Source organism: Bacteroidota bacterium (assembly GCA_019637975.1).
Classification (GTDB): Bacteria; Bacteroidota; Ignavibacteria; order UBA10030; family UBA6906; genus CAADGV01.
In genome coordinates, this window is the sequence record JAHBUR010000001.1 from 189,070 (window position 1) to 213,884 (window position 24,815).

The 24,815-nt window shown below is 51.2% G+C and carries 25 protein-coding genes; all 25 read right to left on the reverse strand.

Features of this window, described 5'->3' with window-relative positions; translation table 11 throughout:
* Positions 1-20 precede the first annotated feature (20 nt).
* Positions 21-554 (reverse strand): hypothetical protein, encoded by a 534-nt coding sequence (locus KF749_00800; protein MBX2989684.1) that lies wholly within the window; start codon positions 552-554, stop codon positions 21-23.
* Positions 529-1,092 carry a sigma-70 family RNA polymerase sigma factor gene (locus KF749_00805; protein MBX2989685.1) on the reverse strand — a complete coding sequence of 188 codons (564 nt, stop codon included), beginning with the start codon at positions 1,090-1,092 and terminating at the stop codon, positions 529-531. Before KF749_00805 ends, KF749_00800 begins: the two co-directional genes overlap by 26 nt.
* 46 nt (positions 1,093-1,138) lie before the next feature.
* The gene (locus KF749_00810) at positions 1,139-1,690 is read right to left on the reverse strand and encodes an HIT domain-containing protein (protein MBX2989686.1); all 552 of its coding nucleotides are present in this window, start codon (positions 1,688-1,690) and stop codon (positions 1,139-1,141) included.
* A gap of 129 nt (positions 1,691-1,819) precedes the next feature.
* Positions 1,820-3,928, reverse strand: coding sequence for an elongation factor G (gene fusA, locus KF749_00815; protein MBX2989687.1), 2,109 nt, complete (start codon positions 3,926-3,928; stop codon positions 1,820-1,822).
* A 260-nt stretch (positions 3,929-4,188) separates the two neighbouring features.
* On the reverse strand, positions 4,189-4,575 hold the full coding sequence (locus KF749_00820) for a DUF948 domain-containing protein (GenBank protein ID MBX2989688.1): 387 nt from the start codon (positions 4,573-4,575) through the stop codon (positions 4,189-4,191).
* A 24-nt stretch (positions 4,576-4,599) separates the two neighbouring features.
* Positions 4,600-4,995 (reverse strand): YtxH domain-containing protein, encoded by a 396-nt coding sequence (locus KF749_00825; GenBank protein ID MBX2989689.1) that lies wholly within the window; start codon positions 4,993-4,995, stop codon positions 4,600-4,602.
* A gap of 289 nt (positions 4,996-5,284) precedes the next feature.
* On the reverse strand, positions 5,285-6,196 hold the full coding sequence (locus tag KF749_00830; GenBank protein ID MBX2989690.1) for a zinc ribbon domain-containing protein: 912 nt from the start codon (positions 6,194-6,196) through the stop codon (positions 5,285-5,287).
* Between the two features lie 3 nt (positions 6,197-6,199).
* On the reverse strand, positions 6,200-6,508 hold the full coding sequence (locus KF749_00835) for an integration host factor subunit beta (GenBank protein ID MBX2989691.1): 309 nt from the start codon (positions 6,506-6,508) through the stop codon (positions 6,200-6,202).
* Between the two features lie 58 nt (positions 6,509-6,566).
* Positions 6,567-7,475: a signal peptide peptidase SppA gene (sppA, locus tag KF749_00840; GenBank protein MBX2989692.1), complete on the reverse strand. Its 909-nt coding sequence runs from the start codon at positions 7,473-7,475 to the stop codon at positions 6,567-6,569.
* A 162-nt stretch (positions 7,476-7,637) separates the two neighbouring features.
* Positions 7,638-10,013: an endopeptidase La gene (gene lon / locus KF749_00845; protein MBX2989693.1), complete on the reverse strand. Its 2,376-nt coding sequence runs from the start codon at positions 10,011-10,013 to the stop codon at positions 7,638-7,640.
* A 173-nt stretch (positions 10,014-10,186) separates the two neighbouring features.
* Positions 10,187-10,657, reverse strand: coding sequence for an Hsp20/alpha crystallin family protein (locus tag KF749_00850; protein ID MBX2989694.1), 471 nt, complete (start codon positions 10,655-10,657; stop codon positions 10,187-10,189).
* 54 nt (positions 10,658-10,711) lie between these two features.
* Positions 10,712-11,107 carry an Hsp20/alpha crystallin family protein gene (locus KF749_00855; protein ID MBX2989695.1) on the reverse strand — a complete coding sequence of 132 codons (396 nt, stop codon included), beginning with the start codon at positions 11,105-11,107 and terminating at the stop codon, positions 10,712-10,714.
* A 28-nt stretch (positions 11,108-11,135) separates the two neighbouring features.
* Positions 11,136-11,582: an Hsp20/alpha crystallin family protein gene (locus tag KF749_00860; GenBank protein ID MBX2989696.1), complete on the reverse strand. Its 447-nt coding sequence runs from the start codon at positions 11,580-11,582 to the stop codon at positions 11,136-11,138.
* Positions 11,583-11,886: 304 nt separating this feature from the next.
* Entirely contained in the window at positions 11,887-12,714 is an 828-nt protein-coding gene (locus KF749_00865; protein ID MBX2989697.1) for a hypothetical protein, read from the reverse strand.
* Between the two features lie 21 nt (positions 12,715-12,735).
* The gene (locus tag KF749_00870) at positions 12,736-13,323 is read right to left on the reverse strand and encodes a c-type cytochrome (protein MBX2989698.1); all 588 of its coding nucleotides are present in this window, start codon (positions 13,321-13,323) and stop codon (positions 12,736-12,738) included.
* A 485-nt stretch (positions 13,324-13,808) separates the two neighbouring features.
* Positions 13,809-13,991 (reverse strand): hypothetical protein, encoded by a 183-nt coding sequence (locus tag KF749_00875; protein ID MBX2989699.1) that lies wholly within the window; start codon positions 13,989-13,991, stop codon positions 13,809-13,811.
* A 91-nt stretch (positions 13,992-14,082) separates the two neighbouring features.
* Complete coding sequence (locus KF749_00880; protein MBX2989700.1) at positions 14,083-14,709, reverse strand: porin family protein; 627 nt, start codon at positions 14,707-14,709, stop codon at positions 14,083-14,085.
* A gap of 126 nt (positions 14,710-14,835) precedes the next feature.
* Positions 14,836-14,976 (reverse strand): hypothetical protein, encoded by a 141-nt coding sequence (locus KF749_00885; GenBank protein ID MBX2989701.1) that lies wholly within the window; start codon positions 14,974-14,976, stop codon positions 14,836-14,838.
* Positions 14,977-15,168: 192 nt separating this feature from the next.
* Entirely contained in the window at positions 15,169-15,579 is a 411-nt protein-coding gene (locus KF749_00890; GenBank protein ID MBX2989702.1) for a hypothetical protein, read from the reverse strand.
* Positions 15,576-15,770 (reverse strand): hypothetical protein, encoded by a 195-nt coding sequence (locus KF749_00895; GenBank protein MBX2989703.1) that lies wholly within the window; start codon positions 15,768-15,770, stop codon positions 15,576-15,578. The genes KF749_00890 and KF749_00895 overlap by 4 nt, the downstream gene beginning before the upstream one ends.
* A 76-nt stretch (positions 15,771-15,846) precedes the next feature.
* Entirely contained in the window at positions 15,847-16,908 is a 1,062-nt protein-coding gene (locus tag KF749_00900; protein MBX2989704.1) for a T9SS type A sorting domain-containing protein, read from the reverse strand.
* Positions 16,909-17,111: 203 nt separating this feature from the next.
* The gene (locus KF749_00905; protein ID MBX2989705.1) at positions 17,112-17,891 is read right to left on the reverse strand and encodes an arylamine N-acetyltransferase; all 780 of its coding nucleotides are present in this window, start codon (positions 17,889-17,891) and stop codon (positions 17,112-17,114) included.
* Positions 17,892-17,908: 17 nt separating this feature from the next.
* The gene (locus KF749_00910) at positions 17,909-18,553 is read right to left on the reverse strand and encodes a response regulator transcription factor (protein MBX2989706.1); all 645 of its coding nucleotides are present in this window, start codon (positions 18,551-18,553) and stop codon (positions 17,909-17,911) included.
* Between the two features lie 78 nt (positions 18,554-18,631).
* Positions 18,632-21,718, reverse strand: a complete 3,087-nt coding sequence (locus KF749_00915) for a hypothetical protein (GenBank protein ID MBX2989707.1) — start codon at positions 21,716-21,718, stop codon at positions 18,632-18,634.
* 17 nt (positions 21,719-21,735) lie between these two features.
* On the reverse strand, positions 21,736-24,815 hold a 3,080-nt coding region (locus tag KF749_00920; GenBank protein ID MBX2989708.1), incomplete at its 5' end, for a hypothetical protein.

Below are 24,815 nucleotides of genomic sequence, written 5' to 3' on the forward strand. Positions count from 1 at the left end.
GACTCCTGTTGTTTCATGATTCAGAGATCCGTTGAACGGGATTCAAGGATTGCGGCGACTTCTGTCACCTGTTGCTGCGGAAGTGTTTCCAAGATACTCGCCGGCATTCCCGATGCAAAATAGAACTCAGCCAGCTGGACATTCGAAACACCAAGGACATCACCAGGTATTTCGGACGCAATGGAACCTGACGCAGCCGATGATTCATACAGAAGCGAATCGATCACACCTGCCGGAAGGGCACGTACAACTTCCGCCATCGAGCTTTGCCGACTGTTGCTTCCGGGCCCGTAGTAATGCAATCCGATGAAGAAGAAGAGAATTGCCACGACACCGGGCACAGCGACTCGTGCCAGCCAACTGATGGAAAGCGCTGCGCCGCTGGTGACATGATCGATGCGATGATTCGTTCTGACTATCAGATTGGCAAAATGAGTGGACGAGGGAATCGACATCCCTGATTCTGTCGCTTCCGATGCAAGACGCCGCACGGCTGCTTCTGCTTCGTGTTCCGCCGAATCGGTTATTTCAATCTTTGATCGTCGCAGTTTCATCTTTCAAATACTCCTGCACCTTTTTCAGTGCATGAAAATAGTTCGCCTTCAGCCCGCCTACCGATGTTTTGAGAACTTCGGAAATCTCTTCGTAGTTCATCTCCTCATAGTATCGCATCACAAAAACCGCCTTTTGCTTTTCCGGCAACAGTGCCACAGCCCGCTGCAGCTTCGATTCCAGTTCCTTCGCTTCCAACTCTGCTTGAGGATTATCCTTCGCGGGCAGCAGAGACAAGATCATCGGGCTTTCCCGCAGGTAATTCACAACCTGCTGCTTGCGAATTGTGTTGAGCGACAGATTCACCGCAATCCTATACAACCATGTGAAAAATCCCGAGTCGCCCCGAAAATCACCTAACGCGAGATATGCCTTCACAAACGTCTCCTGCGCAATATCATCTGCATCGTCATGATTGCCCACAATTCGACGGGCGACCCAGTATACGCGTTGCTGGTATCGCCGCATCAGTTCCGTATAAGCTTCTCGCTTTCCGTTCCGAACTTGTTGAACAAGATCGAGGTCGGTCAGTGGGTTCATGTACCTTTGTCGTCTACTGTATTAGACAAGGCTTTCGGGAGAATGTTTAACGCTTAGGCGAGCCGTTCTGCTGTTGCTTCTTGCGTTTGATGCCATCAGCCTGTTTGAAAGCCCTGCGCAATTTCAGCATCGTTGTTCGCATATCTTCGGAAATCACCTTCGTATCGGAGAGAACAGGCATGAAGTTCGTATCACCGTTCCAGCGGGGTACAATGTGGAAGTGGACGTGCCCTTTGACGCCGGCTCCGGCAACACGGCCGAGATTAGCGCCAAAATTGAAGCCCTCAGGCTTCATGTTCTTGTCAAGAGCGTTGATACTGATGCGTACCAGTTTCATGGCTTCGGCAATCTCGGCATCAGAAAGGCGGTCAAAGCGCCCTGTTTGCTTGTACGGCACAACCATCAGGTGCCCGCTGTTGTAGGGGTACAGATTCAGAATAACGAAACAATGCTTGCCCCGATGAACGATAAAGTGCTTGTCGTCGTCATTCTCCTCCAACGCCCGGATAAAAATACTCTTTCGCGATTTGCTTTTCTTGGGCGGATCTTTGAACGTCTCCAAATACGCCGAACGCCACGGCGACCACATGCGTTTCATGTACTCTCCTGAAATAGAGTGAACAGCTTCCTGCATCCCCCCCCCAACGGCCCGCAAAATATGAAAGTTTGATACAAAGAAAAAGGTTGGGGCTTTCGGCACCAACCTTTCTCCGGAAAAACAACACAATTACGCTTCCTGCTCTTTGTTCTTGTTCTTATCTGATGCCGCGATGATCTTCTCCACCTGTTCTCTCGGCACTTCCTCGTAATGCGACATGCTGGCACTGAACACGCCTCGTCCGCCGGTCTTCGAACGAAGAACCGTTGCATACTTGTGCAGTTCGGCTTGCGGCACTTGCGCCCGGATGATCTGATAATGACCGGCACTGTCCATTCCGAGAATTTTCCCGCGCCTGCCGGAAATATCGCCCATTACTTCACCCATTGCATCTTCCGGAACCTTCACTTCGATGTTGTAGATTGGTTCAAGCAGAATCGGTTTTGCTTCCATGAACCCTTTCTTGAATGCTTGCGACCCGGCAATCTTGAACGCCATTTCGGACGAATCCACATCGTGATACGAACCGTAATGCAGCGCCACGCGCACGTCCACAACGGGATAGCCGGCAAGCACGCCATCCTTCATCGTCTCGACGACACCCTTTTCCACCGCCGGGATGAATTTTCCGGGGACAACGCCTCCGACAATCTCATCGAGGAATTCAAACCCCTGTCCCCGCTTCAACGGCTCAAGACGGAGATGAACGTGGCCGTATTGTCCGTGACCGCCGCTTTGTTTCTTGTGCTTGTACTCGGCATCTTTTGCAATGGTTTTTATGGTTTCACGATACGCGACTTTCGGTTCAACGAGGTCAACATCAACATTAAATTTCTGTTTGAGCCTTTTCACAATCACTTGGAGATGAAGCTCGCCCTGTCCGCTGATAATCGTCTGGTGCAACTCGGCATCCACACGGAACACGAATGTCGGATCTTCCTGATGAAGCGAATGGAGTCCGTTGGCAATCTTGTCTTCATCCCCCTTCGATCTCGGAACGATACCGAGATGATACACGGGCTCCGGAAAGGCAATCGGGGCATACACAACGGGAAACGCTTTGCTGCTGAGCGTATCGTTGGTGTGCGTATCCTTCAACTTCACTACTGCACCGATATCGCCCGCCATTAATTTGTTGACGTCCTTCCGTTCCTTGCCGTTCATAATGTAGATTTGTGCGAGACGCTCGGGTTTGCCGTTTGCCTCGTTGATCATATCCATACCCGGCGTAACCGTGCCCGAATACACGCGAAAGAACGAGAGTTCGCCCACGTGGGCCTCCGACACGGTTTTGAAGACGAACAGCGACGGCTCACCCTTCGGATCGGGTTTCACGGTCACATCGTTGTTGCCATTCGTTACGCTGACAGGCCGAGCATGCGTATCTCCGATTTCCGGCGGTGCGGGACAATCCTCAACGACAAAATCCAGAATATCCGTCACGCCGATGTTGTGGGCTGCCGAGCAGCAGAGAATCGGGAAGAGATTCCTCTCATGAATCCCGCGATGCAACCCTGCTTTCAGTTCTTCGTCCGTAAGTGTGCCTGTCTCGAAATATTTGTTCATCCACGCTTCGTCGAGCTCGGCAACGGCATCAAGCAGCTTGCGGCGATAGGTATCGGCCTTTTCTTTGACTTCGGCGGGGATTTCCGACTCCGCGTACTTCCCATTGCCGCCGCGCTGGTACTTCAGAGCTTTCATCTTGATAACATCGATCACCGTATCAAATGCAAGTCCCTGATTGAGAGGAAACTGCACGACTTCGACCTCATGACTCACATAGTCGTGGCATTGTTGCACGACTCTGTCGAAATCCGAGTTCTCGTTGTCGAGTTTGTTGACGACAAAGACAACGCCGGTCTTGTATTCATTCGTGTACTTGCCGACGATTTCCGTGCCGACTTCGATACCTTCAACAGCCTTGACGAGAACAAGCGCCGTATCTGCAACCCGCAATGCACTTTTCACCTCACCGGTAAAATCCGTGTAGCCCGGGGTGTCGAGGATATTGATTTTTGTTGATTTCCATTCGCAGAAGAGTACAGAGGTATTGATCGAGATTTGCCGTTCGACTTCGTCCGGATGGTAGTCGGAAAGTGTATTCCCTTCCTCAACCTTGCCGAGGCGCGTAGTACTGCCCGCAGAGAAGAGCAGAGCCTCGGCCAACGAAGTCTTCCCCGCCCCTCCGTGGCCGATGAGGGCCACATTGCGAATGTTCTCAGGTGTAAATTCTTTCATAGATATTTCTGTGCCTCCAATAAGGAGATGTTATGATATGATGTTCGGGTAACAGATGACTTCCCTACAGAAATCCGGTACACGCCGGCGTTCCACATGCGTGCCGCCACGAGGGAAGACGTGAAATGAGGGAATGTTTCTCTTATCAACCACGATGGTTCGCTCTTGAAAATCCACTCGTATTGCCGGGTGCAGAGATTCGGAGAGTTTGCAAAGAGATTCTTACAAAGAACAAAAAACCCCTGTCTTGCGAACAGAGGCTACGCTCGAAGGCGGGACGTAAATGCTTTTACGCCCTTGACGAGTGCCGCGATCAGAGCCACAGTGTCAAGGATGGGGCCTTCAATCCGTGACTGTACCTGTCGTTCGAGCGCGACGATATTGTCGGCAATCTCCCTTATTGAGCCCATCGACTCGCGTACCATCAACACCTGATCGTCGATGTTGTCGGTGATGTTCTTGACACGCGAGGAAATATAATCGATATTCTCGAGCACAGGCATCGTCCGCTCCGTCACTGCCGAGATATCACGCTCGATCTTGCTCAGCATTTCCCGCACGCGAATGAGAACCAGAATGAGAAAGATACACACGGCAGTTACCGCGACAAGCGCCACCAGTTGGGCAATCAAGAGTGCAGTTTCCAAAGTGTAGTTCCTTTGCTTGTTCGATTACGAGCGGTTGCGCTCCTGCTTGAATGCGTCAACTCCCGCCTTTACAGCATCCTTCACTTTGATACTTTCGTCGATGATTGAAGAAGAACGCTGCTTCACATTCGTCAGCACGCGGTCGGCATCGTGCATCAGGGTGTCTGCTTGCGATTTTGCGTCCGAAATCACCCGCTCCGATCGTTTTTTGGCTTCGCTGGCAATTTCGGGAATCTTCGTTCTCGCCCTCTCTACCATTCCTTCCGCATCATCAATCAGCTCATCGGTTTTTGCTTTGATATCTGCACGCAATTCTCTGCCGCTCTTGGGTGCGTACAGAAGGGCAAGCATGGCGCCGATGGCGCTTCCGGCCAACAGTCCGAAAATGAATCCTTTTGTCGCTCCGTTGTTATCAGCCATCACAACCTCCGCCAACAAATATGAAAAAAGTGCCTTTTGAACTTAGTTTCATGATATAAACTTCGTCGAAAAAAAGCAACAAAATCGCCTGATCCTGCTCCCATAAGCACAATCTCTTCACCAACAAATACAAATCCCGCCGGGGTGTGGCGGGATTGTTGCATTCTAACGATTCTTCTTCTTGTGACGCTGTTTGCGCAGCCGCTTCTTGCGCTTGTGCGTTGCCATTTTGTGGCGTTTGCGCTTCTTACCGCTCGGCATTCGACCTCCTTTCGTGAAAGATACTGTATTAACCTGCTTGCCCGTGTTGTTCCATAATTGCCTTCGCCCGCCTGCCTAACTCTGATTCGGGATTCAAATCTGCCGCTTTCTTGAACCACCGGTTCGATTCCGGCATGTTCCCCGAGAACAGATACACAATACCAAGATTGAACGCGCCTGCTTGATGTGAAGGTGACTCCTTTACCGCCCCAAGCATTTCATCAATGGCCATCGCGTAGAACCTCGCGGAGTGCAACGAATCGATTTTGCCAAGCTCAAAATAACAGATCCCTAAATCCACTCGAGCATTCGGATCGTTCGGGTTTTCCTTCAGGTAGACTTTGTATGCATCAATTGCGCGAGGTAAGAGAGCGGCATCGTGCATCGCGCCATCGTGCAGGGCATTTGCGAGAAGGAGTTTCGATCCGATATCGTTGGGGTTTTCCTTGACGGTACGTTGCAGCCTTTCAATAGCTGCAAGGATTTCCTTGGCATGCTCAGTTTGGGTTGCCGATTGTTGTGCCGGAGAGGAGGTTTGGGCTGTCTGCCGCGGAATTTCCCGCTGCGTCTCCACGTAGATGAACACTCCTACGACGGCAACTATCAGCGCGATGCCGACATAGTGACGAGTCTGTAACTTAGGAGAGCCCGCGGATTGCTTGACCGGAGTCTTGGAGATTGGCGGAAGTTCAGGTTTCAGGGGAGCCTGTGCCGCGGCTGGAACCGACGCCCGGGGCAACTTGACACCGCACGCCTCACAGAACGAACCGCTATGCCTGTTTTCATGCCCGCAAACCTCGCATGTCAGAACCGCGGGAGTGGAGGCGGGCTCCGGCTTGTCGATTTGTTCCGCTACTTTTGCTCCGCATTGCGGGCAAAACTTATCGGAATGCGATATCTTGCTGTTACACTCACGACACACCAAAACTGCCTCCGCCATTCATCACCCTCCGGACACTTGGGGCAATTTCGAGAGATTTTCGTTCACTGCCTGTTTCACTTCTTTCGACACTTTAAAGAGCGGCACCCAATGTTCGTCAACCATCACTTGCTCGCCTGTTCTGGGGTTGCGGGCAACACGCCCTTTGCGCTTCTTGACCTTGAAACTCCCGAATCCCCGGATCTCGATATTCTTCCCCTCCTTCATTGCATCAATTACGGTCAGGATGAAACCATCCACCACTGCCTCTGTATCGACTTTGGTCAGACCTGTTCCTGTCGCAATGCGGTCAACAATATCGGCTTTGGTCAACTCAAACCCTCCTGTATTGTGGTGATGAAATAGCGTTCTTTGGTTTCTGCGTAACGACTCAATAAGGCCCCGTAAAACGATACGACATGATCGGCTTCTGTAAGATCGCCTCTTTGATATCCGAGATGCTTTCGCCGACGTCTCCAAACATTCTGTCGAAGAACTTCTTCTTCTCACGCTCTTTCACAATCGCCGGCTCACCTTCGATGCCCGAAAGGCCTGCGGCAATGCGAACGGCATCTTCGTACGTTCCGAGCGTGTCAACAAGGCCCAACCCGATTGCCTGTTCGCCTGTGTACACCCGCCCATCAGAAAGCGCAACGGCATCGGAGTGTTTCAGTTTCCGTTCCTGCTCAACAACTGTCACAAACTGCCGGTGCACATCATCCAGCAACCATTGGAAGTACTTTTCCGCTTCGTCGGTCATGTTGCGCATCGGGGTGCCCGCATCCTTCAACTTGCCTGATTTCACTGTCTTGACATCAACACCTAACTTCTTCATCGCTTCCTGCAGTTGCAGGAACTCGGCGATCACGCCGACACTTCCTGTGAGTGTGCCGCGATTCGCAACGAGCTTCGAGGCGCCGACCGCAACATAGTAGCCTCCGCTTGCAGCAAGTGACCCCATTGAAACCACAACGGGTTTTACGTCGCGGGTCTTGCGAACTTCCTCATACATTTCCTGACTCGGAACAACCGCTCCACCGGGAGAATCAATACGAAGAAGAATTCCTTTGATGGATGAGTCTTCACGATACTTTTTCAGTTGCCTGATAATATCTTCGGAGGATCGGATTTCGCCGACCAGTTCCACGAGGGCTAGTTTCGCTCCGCGCCCGACCGTGACAACCTCCTTTGAACCGTCACTCACCGACCTGATTGCTGAATAGAAGAGAAATGAGAACACAACACCAACGACCATCAGCATGCTGAAAATGAACAGAAACCATTTTGTCGATTTTGACATATCAGAGAAGGGAGCGAAGTGCTGTAAGTGATTATTTTACACAGCATTGTACGAAACTAAGAGGTGAAAGTCAACGAATCCAGACAGGTACATTCAGAATTGAAAAAGGCGCCATCTTTTCAGACGACGCCTTTCATCTCACCAACGGAAGTTCGGCACTCTTCAGTTCACTGCAACCGCCTCGAGACTGAACTCGCCCATCCGGTTCTTTACAGAGTCTTCTTTGGAATGGAGTGCCAGTTTCAACACATCCGCCATCTCTTTCACAAAATGGAATGTCATCCCTTCCAACGCGCTCTTCGGAACATCATCAAGATCGAGCTTGTTGCGCTCGGGCAGTATCAAAGTCTTGATGCCGGCACGGTTGGCGGCAATCACTTTTTCTTTCACACCGCCGATCGGCAGTACGGCTCCGCGCAGTGTTATCTCTCCCGTCATCGCGAGATCATTTCGAACCAGGCGATCCGTGAACAGCGATGTCAATGCTGTCAACATCGTCACCCCGGCAGACGGGCCATCCTTCGGGATTGCGCCCGCGGGGACATGCACGTGAATGTCCGTTTCGTTCCGGAAATTCTCATCCAACCCGAGTTCTCTTGCGTGAGAGGAGATGAAACTCATCGCCGCCTGAACTGATTCTTTCATCACATCACCGAGTTGCCCGGTGAGCGTGAGATTGCCTTTCCCTTTCATCTTCGTTGCTTCGATGAAAAGAATATCGCCGCCCACAGGAGTCCAGGCAAGCCCCACAGCGATACCCGGCCGATTGATGCGTTCGGCAACATCGGGAAAGAATTTCTGTTGACCAAGATACTTGGTGAGATTGTCCCTGGCGATGGTTGCCTTCGTTATCGTTCCTTCGGCGATGTCCTTTGCAACGCCACGGGCAACGGCAGCTATTTTTCGTTCGAGATTCCGGACACCAGCCTCACGTGTGTAGCCGGCGATGATCCCCCTCAAGGCATCATCCGTGAACCGGATTTGCTCGGCTTGCAAACCATGTTCTTTCGCCTGTTTCGGCAACAGAAATCGTGTTGCAATGTGAAGCTTCTCGTCCTCGACGTAGCTTGGAATCTCGATAATCTCCATCCTGTCGCGCAACGCCGGAGGCACAGGTTCAATCATGTTCGCGGTTGCAATGAACATGACTTTCGAAAGATCGAACGGAATCTCAAGATAGTGGTCGCTGAATGTTGAATTCTGTTCGGGATCAAGAACCTCAAGCAAAGCCGCAGAGGGATCGCCGCGAAAATCATTTCCGACCTTGTCTACCTCATCTAACATGAGGACAGGGTTGTTGGAGCCTGCCTTGCGCAATCCTTGAATAATCCTGCCGGGCAATGCTCCAATATAGGTTCGCCGGTGACCGCGGATCTCCGCCTCGTCGTGCACGCCGCCGAGCGAAATGCGAACGAATTTCCTGCCGAGCGCATTGGCAATCGAGCGCCCAAGGGATGTCTTGCCGACGCCGGGCGGGCCGACAAACACGAGGATCGGGCCGCGCATATCGTTTTTCAACTTCCGAACGGCAAGGTACTCCAGAATTCTCTTCTTTACATTCTCCAAACCGTAATGATCATTCTCGAGAACTTCTTTCGCCTTCTTGATGTCAAGATTATCTTCCGTGCCTATACTCCACGGCAAGTCGAGAATCCAATCGAGATACGTTCTGCTGACGGTATACTCGGCAGAGGCCTGGTTCATTTGCGCGAGTCGTTTCAGTTCCTTTTCGGCAACTTTCAAGGCTTCATCGGGAAGATGAGCCTCATCGATGCGCTTGCGAAGTTCGGTCAGTTCGACCCCTTCATCATCCTCTCCCAGCTCTCTCTTGATTGCTTTCATCTGCTCGCGGAGGTAGTATTCCCGCTGAGATTTGTTGATTCCGTCCTGTACTTCGGATTGGATCTTGCTCCCTAACTCGAGTTTCTGGACGAGTTTCGTCAACAAAAGCGTCAGTTCTTCCAATCGCCTCCGAAAATCGAATGTCTCCAGAATCTTCTGCTTCTCTTCGACAGACACCGGCAACAGCGATGTGGCGATATCCGCCATGCCTCCGTGCTCCTCGGCGTTCAGGATAACCGAGAGATGTTCTTCCGTCAGATTAGGGGAAAGCTCGACAACTTTCCTGAACAAGTTCTTGATATTCGTTGCCATCGCGTCTATTTCCATTCCGCTTTCGGCTGGTTCGTCGAGGGACCGGACAACGGCACGGAGGTACGGTTCGGCATGCAGAATGGAAAGAAGCTGTACCCGCTCAATCCCCTGCATGAGCACGCTGCGTGTGCCGTCGGCAAGAGTGAATTGCTTCAACACTTTGGCGAGCGTTCCGACCCAATGGATATCCTTCTCCGTTGGTTTTTCGATGTTTCCATCGGTTTGAGCAACGATGACGATGTGGCCGTCATCTTTCAATGCTTCCTCAATAACGCGGATGCTGCTTTCCCGTCCAACGGATAACGGCATGATTTGGCCGGGGAAAAACACCGAATTTCGGAGCGGCAATATCGCCAGGGCCTGCGGGACTTGTGTTCTCTTCATTTGCTTCAGCCTTTCAATATGTCTTCACTGCATAAAACATCGTCCTGAATCAATTCGTTCTCTCCATTCGACTCTACTCTTACGGACAAACAATAACGGGCACCGATGCAATCCCACCATACAAGCATCGGCGCCCGTTGTCGGAATGTACTGCAGCCTGCGCTCTTCACGCGTTACCGGACTTTCACCTCGATCTGCTTGCGCTTCGCCTCTTCGGCTTTGGGCAGACTGATCGTCAGGATGCCGTCCTTGTACTGTGCTTCGACTTTGTCCGCCTTGACCATTGTCGGAAGCGTGAAGGATCGCTGGAATGACCCGTAGCTTCGTTCGAGACGATGATAGCTGGATTGTTTCGTTTCTTTCTCTTCCTTCTTTTCGCCGCGGAGGGTGAGAATGTTGTCCTGCAGCGTAATCTTCACGTCGTCTTTGTTGACGCCGGGAAGCTCGACGTGCGCAACAAACTCGTCATCTTTCTCAACGAGGTCGACCGCAGGCAGCCACGCGGTCGGCATGATGTCGCCTTCCTCCGGCGTACCGCCCCGGAAGAAGCGGTCGAACAGGTGATTGATCTCCTTCTGCATGCCTAAAATGTCAGAAGGGAAGGTCGCCAAATCGCGAACCGGGTTCCAACGTATGAGTGACATAATAAGCCTCCTTCCTGATTGACTATTGTGTTATTGTATGAATCTGATTACTGGTTATCGAATCCGAATCTCTCGTGGTCTCAACTGTTCTTTCTTCAACAACTTCACCATCAGCACGCCGTTCTCGTATCGTGCATCAACATTGTCACGGTTGATGCCGTCGGTAAGGTTGAATGCCCGCTGAAAGCCGACGCCGGGAATTTCGTTGAACAGAAGCGTTGCATTTTCTCTCACATAACCCTCGACATTTGCCCGAATCACAAGTGACGATTGATCCATAGTAATACTGATCGAGTCCTTTGTAGCCCCGGGCAAATCGAGCAAGAGTACGTACGCATCGGATGTTTCGTAAATGTCAGTCAGCGGCGTGACGGTGGCAACCGGGTCGGGTTTTCGCATCAGAGCTGTGTTATCCTGCTGCACGACTGTGACATCATTGTTGGTTGACATGAAATTTTCCTCCTTTCACTCGGCAATGTTATTGGACACGAATTTCACGCGGCTTTACTTCCTCGGCCTTCGGCAATACGATCTTCAACAGGCCGTTATGCATTTCAGCAGAAATTTTGCCGGCATCGGTTCCTTTTGGCAAGCGGATGGAGCGTGTGAATTGCCCGGTTCGAATTTCATTTCGTACCCATCGGGCTTTTTCGGGCAACTGGATTTCTTTGCGTGTGCCGGAAATAGTCAGAATTTCGTTTTCAACCGAAATCTTCACGTCGTCCTTGCTCATCCCGGAAAGCGCTGTAACGACAAGCGTCTCGTTGCCGTTCTCGACAATATCCATCGGCGGAGCGTAGGTCCGGCTGACTTCCGGCTCGCCCGAAAGAAAACCATCAAACGCCTTTGCCACCTGGCGTTCGAAATCGGCGATCTCGCTCAAGAGCGGATTGAAAGTTGGATAGCGACGAACTTGTACTACCATTGTTGTTCCTCCTGACTTTTTGTTTTGTTGAGTTGTGTTGTTCGGCCTATAAGTAATCAATGCTTATGCCATTCAATCTACTGTCGAGAAAGTCCTTGAAATTCAAAAGGTTATACCGTAGCATCATCTGACGCAGTTTTATGCGGTGTCACTTCGTCAGAAGAATGGTGAAATGATTTCAGAGGGGGATGAAAAAACGGCGGGTTGATATTGACATTTCGTCAAGTACGACAGGCACAAAAGCAGAGAAGGCGCTCACGCATGAACGTGGAAGCGCCCTCGTAAAAACAACCACCCGAAATATCTAATTCTTCACTATAGCTGCAGGTCTCAATTCGAGCATGAAGTCGACCGAGATATTTCCGTTGCGCTGAACAACAACTTCACGAATTTTCTCATACGGAGGCTCGTAGTAGTATACCTTCGCCTTTTTGCCATCCAATTCGGTTCGAGTCACATTCACACCCTCGTGCCACATTTTGAGCTTGTACGTTCCGGGCGGAACATCCCTGAGTTCGAACTTTCCGACCGGATTCGAGAGCACATAGTACGGATGTTCGGTTGCGATAACGTATGCACTCATCCACGGGTGGCCCGCATCGCAAGTGGCGTGATATGCACCCGGCATAGCAAATTGTGAGGCCTTCACCGGAAAGCGAACACCTTTTATCGGTTGGGCTATATTGAATATCGTCCTGCCGCTGCCTTCATAGGTATGCACGTTGTGAAGAACCGCATCGCTGTTCACAATCTCCAACGGCGAACCCATCGGAAGCAGCAGCACGTGAGGAACATATTCGCATTTTCGCTGGTCGAGAATATATTTCCCGCCATAGAGGTGTTTCTTCCCTTCTGCAATCCCTACCAGCGAAATCACTGCGTTGGCAACGCCGTTGTTTTTTCCAACCACAAGGCGCGGCGACTTTTTCTTCGTCCCGCACCAATCGTTGTCTTTCGTGATGTCGAAATCCAGCTTCGGCAGACTTCCCTGCAATCGTACAACACCGGAGATCGTTCCCCCCTCCTTCACCACAATGGCTTTGTACGGTTGAGCAGCAAGGAGATTGACGGCAAATGCAACAATAGCTGTCAAAAGAATGGAGGCCCGTCGTTCAATGTTTCCTGCTTTCATGTCAGACATTGCTCCGGCTTACTAATGCTCAGTCCCTGCCGGCGGAATCGGGTCATGCACGGCGTTACGAATCGGCGGCAATGATTTGAGATATGCGAAGATCGCCTTCAAGTCTGCGTCGGTAAGCTTGGCAAAGTTCTCCCACGGCATCGGCGGAAGAATCGGGCGGCCTTCTCCCATTTGCTTGCCCGTACGTAACGTCTTGATGAACATCTCTTCAGTCCAGCTGCCGAGTCCTGTTTCGATATCGGGCGTGAGATTGCGGGCAAAACTGATGCCCCATGGACCGGCCCATGCTGCCAAGTGCCCGTTCGTGAGTGCCATCCACTTATCCGGAGCGAGAACGCCTTGTGGAACTTGCGGAATTGGTTCGTGTGCCGGTTGACCGGAGAGAAGCTTTGATTCGTCGAGCACAGGGCCATGCGGTCCCATTTTCTTGGGTGTATGACAATCATTGCATCCACCGAAATTTACAAGGTACTCACCTCGTTCAATCAGTTTCTTGTTCGTGGCAGACTTCTGTTGCGCCGGTGAAGGCGTCTGTGCCAGAGAAACGAACGCTATAACACACAGGACGACAGTGCGTGAGACTTTCATGGAATTCTCCATTTTGTTGTTGGAAAGGTAAATGACGGATTGGTCCGTCTTCTGTTCGATTGACCGTTGGGGTTGGCCCAGCTGCACACTGCCGAGCTTCCGGTACAGGAACGAAAGCGTTGCACCGAAACCCATGAGAAGAAGTCCAAAGATCGTGATTGCCAGAGGTACGTACTTGCCAAGCGACAGTGCATCCTCCTGAATTGGGGTGGGCAACATGGGAATAAGAACAATGAAAAGCAAGAGCCCGAAATACCCCCCCTTTGAAGTCCGGGAACCGGGCAAATGGCATCCTACAAGACTGAACAGAATTCCGCCTATTACACCGATTGAGGTCGAGAACACCAATGCCGCAATCGTCCCTTCGATGCTAAACGTCAGCGGCTGATGTGTGAAGAGTGCCAGCATGTGCATTGCAATGCGGCCGCCAATGCCGATGAAAATGAATGACGCAATAACGCCGCCGACAATCGCTGAACCCGTATGATGTATCCCTTTTAGCATTTGACAACCGCCTTCTTCCCTGCACGTTCTTTTGACACATTACTGCTGGAGAACGCCCTTGTGTTCTTGCGCGCATTCCGTTTCAATCCCAACTTCACTGAACGCCTGTTGTCGGGCGTTCGTTGAGCATCGGCTCCGCGCTGAAGGAGAGGTACGAGAGAAAAGATTGCAAACATGGTTTTTCCTATTGCGATGGCTTTGGACAACTTGATTTTCAGAGAACACACAGGGTGCCGAACCAACCGGGTCGGCTCCGCCGCAAGAACATCAGAACGAAAAGCCTACAGCTACCGGAAGATGCGACGAATTTGCATTCTGCGTGAAGATCAACATATATTTCACGTCAACAAACAACTTCGTCCTGTGACCCAACCCGAACTCAACACCCGCGCCGAAGTTCATTCCAAAATTCGTGTCGCTTGATGGAGACGGAATGGTAAGCAGTGTATTGCCTGCGGCTACTACCTTCAGTTCACTTTGACTCAGGATGTGAAGTCCGAAGCCGATCATACCGTACGGAGTAACGGATGAATGCGTCGGAATCTTACCGATGCCATTCAACGAAATGCCGATAATCGAGACATTTCCGCCTGTGACTTCAAAGTTGTTCGTCGGATTCCCGTTCGGATCGGTAACCCTGAATTGAGTCTTCAGCTTCGTCTTGTCCGAAGGAAATGAGCTGTAATCAAAATTCAACCGGGTCGTCAAGAAGCTCGCGATATTCAAGTCTGCATGTGCGCCGCCGCCAAACCCGATTCCGTAGAAGTCCTTCACTCCTTGTGGAAACGATGAGAATGTCAGTCCGCCGTGCGGGCCGCCGCTGAATGAGAACTGTGCCTGCGCTGCCGAAACCGTCGCAGTCACAAATGTCAGGATAACCAGGAGTTTCTTCATAGTGTGTACCTCATGTTTTGATGTTGATAAAGATAGTTGATTTGCCCCCGTTCTGTTACTACATCTCAATGTAGGTTAGACCACGTAGTACGACGCTGCCGCTCTGCATGCATCTTCATGTGGGTGTTACCAGCCCACCTTCACTTGAGCGAAATAGGATTTTTCGTCCGTGAACGTATCATGCGCAAAGGCGCCATCAATCTGCAGGAAGCGGAGCAGATTAAGCCCGAAGGTTTTGAGTCTTCCGCATACCGATTGCCTTTTCATCCTCTTTGTTCGAGGGAAGAGAAAGGGAAAACGTCTCCCCGTGAAAACGTACTAGGGCAGAACTTCTTTCCGGCTGCTATAGTAACCGCCGGTCTGTGCAAAGCCTGCAACTGCCAGGCAGAAATTTGTGAAAGAGAGAATACTGAGTTTCATAGCGCGTAAGGTATCCTTCAAAGTGGAACTCGTTGAATTCTACCGTGCATAATCCGAAGTCGGTGGATGCAGCGGCGATATCGTTGACCACGACAGCGTTGCCGAATGATTGCCGAGCGGGACAGAGTGCGAACCGCCAACAATCCTGTTCTGTGAATCAATGTGGAATCTGAGTCCAGTCATCACGATTATCAACGGCATATCGAAAATGAGATTATTGACGGCGGAGGTGTAGGTCACACCCGACAATCCGAAATTCAGATCCGCATGACCCGATGCGAGATCGATGAACGAACCGTGCATACCGAAGCCGACTTGCTGCGTGGGGGAAGTCAGAAGCGCAATGCTGCCTCCACCCGACCAGGTTTCCGTGCTGCCGCCGGGACTTGTATAGCTGCCGCTTGCGAAGTAGGTGGCACCGGAAGATTCGAGCAACGTTGCCAGCCTCATCTCAGCGACTCTGCGAACACCATCACAGAATCAACCGCGGCACGCCGTTGCTCGGCCGTAACCGTTCCACCTCCATCATTCCCGCCGCTGCCACCGTTGCCCGGATCGACAATGCTGTCCGAGCTCTTCGAACACCCCGCCACGAACAGTATCACTGGAATCAGACATGCTTGCACAAACAACCTGTACACGAGCTATCTCCTCTTTTAAGTTTGAAATGGGACGACGTGAAAGCCCGGGTACGGTCCCCCGCACCCGAACCGGAATCTATTTCAGCAACGTCAACTTCTTTGTCTGAACTGCATCACCAACCTGCAAGCGATAGACGTACGTGCCGCTTGCCAGATTACCTGCATCAAAGGGAATTGCATAGATGCCGTTGCCCAGCTCCTCATCGAGCAACGTCGCAACTTCCTGACCGAGGAGGGTGTACACCTTCAACGAGACTTTTCCCGATTGCGGAAGCTGGAAACCAATGGTCGTTGCCGGATTAAAGGGATTCGGGAAATTCTGATCGAGCCTGAACGTTGCGGCAACCCCATCTTTCTTCCGTTCGTCGACACTTGTCGGCGCAACGGGGTGGTAATCGACCTTCTTGATCCTTGTGGTACTGCCGTTTGTCACGTGAACGTAGTAGGCAATCTGCAGAACAGGAAACTTGGCGGAGGCACTGAACCATTCATACGACGTGATGGTCAAGGACGACGTCATGAGCGGAATGCCGTTGACAAATGTCGTATCGAAATTCTGGCGCACAAACTTGACGCGTGCCGCCTGCATTGATGCCCCGCCCGGCAGTACCAGCATTCCGTAGCTGTCGTTGATAACGTTCAGCGAGCCGGTTGTTCTCACCGAAAAGCCCTCGCCATTCATCACGCCTCTGAATTCATCGCTGTACTGGTCGTTGAAGTGCAACGGAGTTGACATTTGAAGTTCGGGATCATCGTACTGAATGATAAACTCCTCGCCGGCCGAACCGTAAAATGTGAGCTTGCTTGATGCGGTTGAAAAATACGCGTACGTGATGAAGCCGCCGTCATCAATTACACTGGCAAGGCTCGCATTCGGAAACTGTTGCACGTAAGGAGTTGCCGCGGCATTGACGTACCGAATTGTTTCGGGCAATGCACTTGACGTAAGCCCTGCAAAGTTCCAGGATTTGTTTGCGCCGGCGGTCCCTTCAAACACGCCCGCTGTATCCATCGGGTGTGCAATAAACACATCACCTGCGGAAGGCAACTTGTCGGGGCCGATGGAAATCTGGGAGGCAGCGTCTTCTGCCAGCCAACCGAACAGCACAAACAGCGCCACAACGGATGCAAATCTCATGGTGATTCCTTTCATAAGTGTGTTGATGATTGATATGGGATGATTTCAATCTAACCTGCAACAGCGGTCGGAACTACCGCATATCGATGCAGGAATTGTGAAAGGTGATACGGGACGGAGTATGCTCTGCTACCTACATGAGAATGTGGTAGATTGAAGCGTAAAGCGGAAAATGATCGGAAGAGAGTTGCAGAGAGCTGGGGTTACGCCAACGAACCGGATGTGGCGAGAGAAGATCCGTCGAGGTCAATACCAAAGTGTTCGTTCAATGCGACCTTGTATTCAAAGTCGGTAAGCTCACGCTCTGTCCGTTTGCCATTTGAGGCAAGAATGAGTCTGTTGTCGCTGAGCGTGATTCTTCCGTCCGGCATCGCAAGCGAGCAAATGCGTTTGCGGGTAAAATGAGAAAGCGGCGAAGTTTGATGATACGTACACATGCCGGAAAACTCGGAAAGCAACCGGGGCTTTTTGTTGAAGATATATTGCGGCTCATCCTTGCCTTCGGGCTTTCGCCGCCATAGGGTAACAGCCTCACCGTCATCACTAATCCGATATGCTATGCCCCCATGAACCTGATCAACGGCGCTGTTCATTCCGAGCGGCTCAAGAAACGAATCCCCAAACCCGACGTCTGCCAACCACGGCTCATCAAGATGCACAATCAACGTCAGATGATCGTATTCCGGACCCGGCCTCTCCTCCTGAAAGACTTGCGCCGAGCAAAGTGTCACATCAAACCCGATCTCGCGAAGAAGTCCGGCAAACAGTCCGTTCAACTCGTAGCAGAACCCGCCCCGATTCCTGTTGACAATCTTCTCAAAGAACCGACTCTCATCCAACAGGATCTCCGTTCCGGTATGAATGTCAAGATTCTCAAACGGCACGGACATCATGTGTGAACGGTGGAGATTCCGAAGTGTGTCGCTATTTGCTTTCAGGCTGCTGCTGAAGTTAATTCTGCGAAGGTAGGCGTCAACATCCATTCCCATCAACACTCCTCTTAGATCTCTCCCCGTAGTGACTTGCTGATTACTTCCGCCTTGGAGTTGACGTGGAGTTTTTTGTAGATGTTCTTGATGTGAAAGCGGATCGTGTCAATCGAGATACTCATACGATCTGCAAGCAGTTTGTAACTCAACCCATCCACCAATCCGATGACGATTTCTTTTTCTTTCGGCGTGAGGATGGATTCGGGCTGCGACTTCTCCGCTTGTAACGTTGCCGGAGAGTTGAAATGTTCCATTACCTTGCGTGCAATTTCGGGCGACATGACGGAGCCGCCTGTGCGTACAGTCTCAATAGCTTTTTTGATTTCCGCCAGCGGCGTATTCTTCACAAGATAGCCTGACGCCCCTGCCCGCAACGAATCGAAAATCTTCTGCCAATCGTTGTACACGGTGAGCATGATAATATCCGTTTCGGGATGATCTTCCTTGATCAATCGCATGCCGTCTATTCCCGACATACCCGGCAAGCCGATGTCGCTCAGGATCACTTCAGGAAATTCGACTTGCTTCGCCTTGTCAAGAAACTCCTCTACCGACTCTCCGGTCACTTCGCAGAGAAACTCTTTCTGATGGCTCAGATACTTCTGAATGCCTGTTCGTATGTCCTTGTCGTCTTCGACAATTCCGACTGTTATCATGAGGCTATACTACGAAAAATCAGTGAGTTGGATAACTACATGAGAATGTGGGGAAATACCCGAAACAATAAAGAAAACTCAGAGTTTCCGGACCTTGAGAACAACGCGCGTCCCCTCATCCTTCACAAAATCGATCGTACCACCAAGCCTCTCTGCACGCATCCTCATGTTCTTCGTCCCGTGTCCGCTCGGGCGTGCTGTACCTTCCCAACCTTTTCCATCATCTACAACAATCATCGAAAATCCGTCTGCATCATTCCGCAGAACAACGTTTACGTGTGAGGCGTCGGCATGTTTGGCGATGTTGTTGATGGTTTCTTTAAAGATAAGGTACAGATTTTCCCGAACATCAACAGGAATTTTCTTCTTCAGATCGAGACCCGAATGAGCAAAGCTGAAACCTATATCTTTTGCCGCAAGTGTGCTCGATGCGAAGCTCTTCATTTTGTCGAGCACGCTTTCGATCGTATCGTTGCGGGCGTCTATTGACCAGACGATATCACTCATTGATGTAACAAGCTCGCGGCTCATCGTGGCGATATTTGTGAGATAGTTCTCCCTTTCTTCAGGCTCAAATCCTTCCTGAATTAATTCGCTTTGCAAGGAGATTTTTGTAAGAGATGAGCCGATATCGTCATGCAAGTCGCTGGCAATACGCACACGCAGGCGCTCAATTTCCAAAAGTCTGTTCACACGATAGTTGTAGATTGCCGCACCCAACCCGGCGAGGAGTATAACAGCCGCAATTCTGAACCACCAGGTTTCCCAGTACGGCGGTTCAATCACAAGCCGCATAGACGTGCCCTCCTCATTCCAGACCCCATCACTGTTCGATCCGCGAACGCGGAACGTGTACAATCCCGGAGGAATGTGTGTATAGCTGGCGTATCGACGTGTCCCTGCGTGAGTCCATCCGGTATCAAGCCCCTCAAGCTTGTACGCGTATTCGTTTCTTTCGGGAAGCGAGTAGTCGAGTGCAACGAACTCGAACGAGAAGGTGTGCTCATCGTGCTTCAATGAAATGCCGGAAAGGTACATGATGGACCTTTCAAGCGGAAACGGCTTCTCGAACACTTTGAAGCTCGTTAGCACGACGGGAGGTTTGTATTCCTTGGGTTTAAGACTATCGGGGTGAAACGCCGTTACGCCCCCCTCGCCGCCGAAATACAGCATTCCCGAGGGACTCCGAAATGCCGACCCCGAGAGGAACACGTTGCCCAGAAGTCCGTCCTTCTCTTTTAGGTTCTTGAACACCTCAAGCTTCTTGTCGAACAGGGAAATCCCTTTGTCGGTGCCGAGCCAGAGATTTCCTTTTGCGTCAGCAATCACAGTCTTGACAAAATTGTCCGCAAGTCCGTCACGTACCGTGTACTGTTTATAGATCCCCGATTCGCTATCGAATCGCATCAGTCCCCCGCCGACTCCGCCCAACCAGAAAACTCCTTCTTCATCCTGGGTGATTGCGTACACGCCGTGAACCGGAAGACTTGTCGGGTCGTCCTCGTTGTGTCGAAAAGAAGTGAATGCATTTGTCTTCTTGTCAATCATGCTCACGCCGCCGCTGAACGATCCGGCCCAGATTCTTCCCGCCCGATCCTCATACAATGTCCAGATTTCACCGGGGATGAGCGAATTCGGATTACCAGGTTCGTGCTTATATTCACTCACGGCTCCATTCTTCGGGTTGTACCTTAAGAGACTCGGCGCGAACGTACCTGCCCACAACTCTCCATCGTTGTCAATCAACAGGCATTTTATTGTGGGGTAGGCGGCTCGCCGCAAGAATTTGTTCAACTCATGTTGCCTGAAGTGTTTCGTTGTACGATCATATCGCTCAATGCCGAGGTTCGTCGCAATCCACATGTCGCCCGAACGATCTTCGGCAAACGAGTAGATCTCCGGCCCACGCAAGCCCCCGGGCTTTGAAGGATTCGGCGGGAATTCTCTCATCACGCCCGACTGCTTTTCGTAGATGCGAATCCCCGTTCCGAACATTCCCGTCCAGACGTTGCCAAACGAATCCTCACGAATGGCAAACACGCCACGGTTAGCCGGATAGTGTGCATACTGATCCCGGCGTCTGTCGTACTTGTTCAGCCCCACGCGGTATGTTCCGATCCACAGCACATCCGATCGATCCTGAATGATGCACGTAATTCTATCGTCATTCAGCGAACGGGGGTTTGCGGCGTCATGAAGGTGCTGTGAGAACCGCCCGGACGACGGATCGTATCGGAACAATCCATCCCTGAAGGTGCCCACCCACACAATTCCCTTGTCGTCAACATACACGGTGTTGACGAATACCTCTGTTCCAAGATCAGGGCCTTTTGACGTTTTCTGTCTGAAGGGAATGAAGCTTCCGGTCCGCCTTTCGAGCCGCAACAATCCTGAAAAGGTCGCTGCCCAGACTGTGCCTTCGGCATCTACCGCAACATCGTGCACATCGTTATGGCCCGGCTTGAACGGCGGAACGTTGAGCTGAAACCTCCGAACCTTTTCGTTTCGCTTATCGAACAGGTTCAGCCCGTTCGACGAGGAAATCCATATGAAGTCGTTTCCTTCCAGACAAAGCGTGCGGATTGCGTTCATACTTAGCGTAGATGAATCCGCCGTGTCATGTGTGAAGAAGCGGCTTTCAAACGTCTTCGTGTTGAATTTGCACAAACCCGCATTTGTAGCAATCCACAACGTGCTATCGCCTTCCGGCTTAATGTGGCCGAGACTCAGCCGGTAGTCGATCTTGATTTCGGGCGGAACGACAATCTTATGACGAACAAACGAATCAGTGTCGGGGTCGTAACAGTGAAGAATGTCGGTTTCGGTTGAAACCCAGAGATTCCCGTCAGGGGTCACACTCAATCCGGTACACAATCCTCTACTGAGTGTTGTTGAATCCTTCGGGTCGGCACGATACACAACAAATGTGTAGCCGTCGTAACGATTCAATCCATCTTCCGTGCCGATCCAGAGAAACCCCTGCTTATCCTGTACAATATGAAATGGCGTAAGGCTCGACAGACCGTGTTCAACTGTGAGGTGATCGAATTTCATTTGACGGGTTTGGCCGACTGCGGCAACAATCGGAATGAAGAAAAAGCAGAAAAGGAAGGGCTTGAAGCCTTTCGGGATTGCATGATACGCTATTCTCCGGTACTGAATCATCTCCATTCAAAACACTGTCAAAGTCTTCTCATTGTGAGCATAACTCTCGTCCCCTCATCTTTCACAAATTCGATTGTGCCGCCGAGGCGTTCGGCACGCATCTTCATGTTTTTTGTGCCGTGACCGCTGGGACGCTCCACTCCTTCCCACCCCTTCCCGTTATCGACAATCAGCATTGAACATTTGTCCGAATCATTCCGCAGAACAACATTGACGCTGTTTGCATTCGCGTGCTTTGCGACATTGTTGATTGCTTCTTTGAAGATGAGGTAGATGTTCTCACGAACGTCAACCGAGAGTTTCTTCTTCACTTCGAATCCCGAATGGGAAATAGAGAAGCCGATATCTTTTGCAGACAACGTACTGAGTCCGAAACTTCTCATCTTATCGAGAAGGTTTTCGATAGTGTCATTGCGTGCGTCAATAGACCAGACGATGTCGCTCATGGACGTAACCAACTCGCGGCTCATCGAAGCGATGTTCTGCAGATAGTTCTCACGTTCTTCGGGTTCAAACCCTTCCTGAATAAGCTCGCTCTGCAGGGAGATTTTTGTAAGGGAAGAGCCGATATCATCGTGCAGGTCGCTGGCAATGCGGACGCGAAGACGCTCGATTTCGAGAAGGCGGTTTACACGATAATTGTATGCGGCCACCCCTATCCCGAACAGCGCAAGCACAGCGCCGGCGCGGAACCACCACGTTCCCCAGAAAGGAGGGGTAATGATGATGTGCGTTGAGGCACCCTCAAAATTCCAAATCCCGTCGCTGTTCGTTCCGATCACTCTGAACGTGTATTCGCCGGGAGGCAAATGCGAGTATCCGGCAAATCTCCGCGTACCGACGTACATCCATTCAGGGTCAATCCCATCGAGCCTGTACGCAAATTGGTTCTTTTCGGGTAAAGAAAAGTCGAGAGAGACGAATTCGAACGAGAGTGAATTCTGGTCGTGCTCCAACTTAATCCGGGGAGTTTGCATGATTGAATGCTCGAGAGGATGGGGTTTCCCGAACACGTGAAAGCTGGTGACGACAACGGGAGGTTTGTAGGAACTTCTCTTGAGACTATCGGGGTAGAAAGCCGTGACGCCGTTTATTCCCCCGAAATAGAAACGCCCATCACGATTCTTGAAAGCTGCACCGGAAAGAAGAACATTGCTGTGCAGCCCGTCTTTTTCCTTGTAATACTCAAACTGCCCGGACGCAACATCGAGAAACGTTATGCCTTTGTCGGTACCCATCCACGGATTCCCCTTTGAATCAAAGAGAATCGTCTTCACAAAATTGTCCGACAGGCCGTTCAGATCGTTATATTGGACACACAGGCCTGTCTCGGGATCGAGCTTGGTTGCACCTGTGGCAAACTGTCCCACCCACAGATTTCCTGTGTTATCTTCCCGTACAGTGTACAGTGCATCCCCGCCCAGTGTTGTTGTATCTTCCGCTTTCGTCATGTATCGCCGCGTGAATCTATTGCTTGCCTTATCGAATAGCGTTAATCCGCCGCCAAACGTCGCCACCCAGATTCTTCCTTTCGAGTCCTGAAACAGCGACCAGACTCCGTTGTTGGCGAGCGATGTGGAATCGTCAGGGTGATGGACATACGCCGTGAATGTTTCTGTTTGCCGGTTGAAACGAAACATCCCGTGTGTAACTGAGCCTGCCCACAGATCTCCATCACGATCAATCATCAATGATTTGATGTTGTGTTCTTCAGCTCTTTGAGAAGGAGGGGCAACCCGATAGTTTCGAAAAATGCCGGTGGCCCGGTCGTAACGGCTCAGGCCGATGTTCGTTCCAATCCACATATCTCCGTTGGATTCTTCGCACAATGAATAGACGCTGTTGGTACGAGGCAACCGGGGCGGATTTCCACCGGAGAAAAATTGCTCGGGAATTCCTCTCCCCCCCTTGTAGCGGAACAAACCCTCTCCGCTCGTCCCGACCCACAGATCACCGAAGGAGTCTTCCCATATCGCATATACTGCTTCGGCTGTGGGATAATGCGCAAACTGATCCTCGCGACGGTTGTATTTGTTGAGTCCGGCACGGTAATTCCCCACCCACAACACACCCGATCGATCCTGGTAAATGCACGTAACGCGATTATTCAATAATGAGCGCGGATTTTTCGGGTTGCTGAGAAACTGAACGAACTTGCCTTGGTTCGCGTCGTATTTTATCAATCCCTCATTAAACGTCCCGAACCAGAGTACTCCCCCCGCATCAACAAACATTGGCACGATGAACAAGTCTCCCGGTGCATACTGCTGTCCTTCGACCCGTAGCTTCACCGGCTGAAACTCGTCTGTCGTGGGATTGTACTGCATCAAACCGGCGGCGGCCCCGGCCCATATAGTTCCGGTACTGTCGATCACAATGGAGTTGATGGTATTGCGACTGTGAGGCGAACTCGGGTAGCGAGACTGCGGGAAATAACTCTTGAACGTCGCAGTTTGCTTGTTGAAGCGGTGAATTCCGTTGTTCGACCCGATCCAGAGATTGCCCGACCGATCATCGATAAGGCAGGTCATCACATTGCTCCAAAACGCCTGGCTATCCGGCACGGCAAGACGAAACGCCAGCAATTCTCCAGTAGGCGGATGGAAAAGCCGCAAACCGTGATTCGTCGCAATCCAGATTCCGTCGTCGGTTTCGTCGGGAACAATTGCCCCGGATACCATGAAGAAATCTTTCGGCACAAGGCTGTCTTTCAGGCTATACCGCACAAACGAATCGGAGTTCGGATTGTATCTCATAAGCATGTGACTTGACGCCGTCAGCCACAGTGTGCCCCGCCTGTCAACTGCCGTGCCTGTAACAGTATTGCTTGAGATTGAAGTAGAGTCCTGCGGCCTGTGTTTATACACAGTGAAGGTATGGCCATCGTAGCGGTTCAGGCCATCTTCGGTTCCGATCCACAAGAAGCCGAATTTATCCTGAATAATGTTGAAGGGAGTAAAATTGGAAAGACCCTGCTCAACCGAAATATGGTCGAACCGCATAGGGTTCGTTTGAGAGAAGGATAGATACGTGAAGCACAGCAACGAAAGAAGGAGGCCGCCCGTCCGGAGATGTATCGTACTCACAATAACGGAGT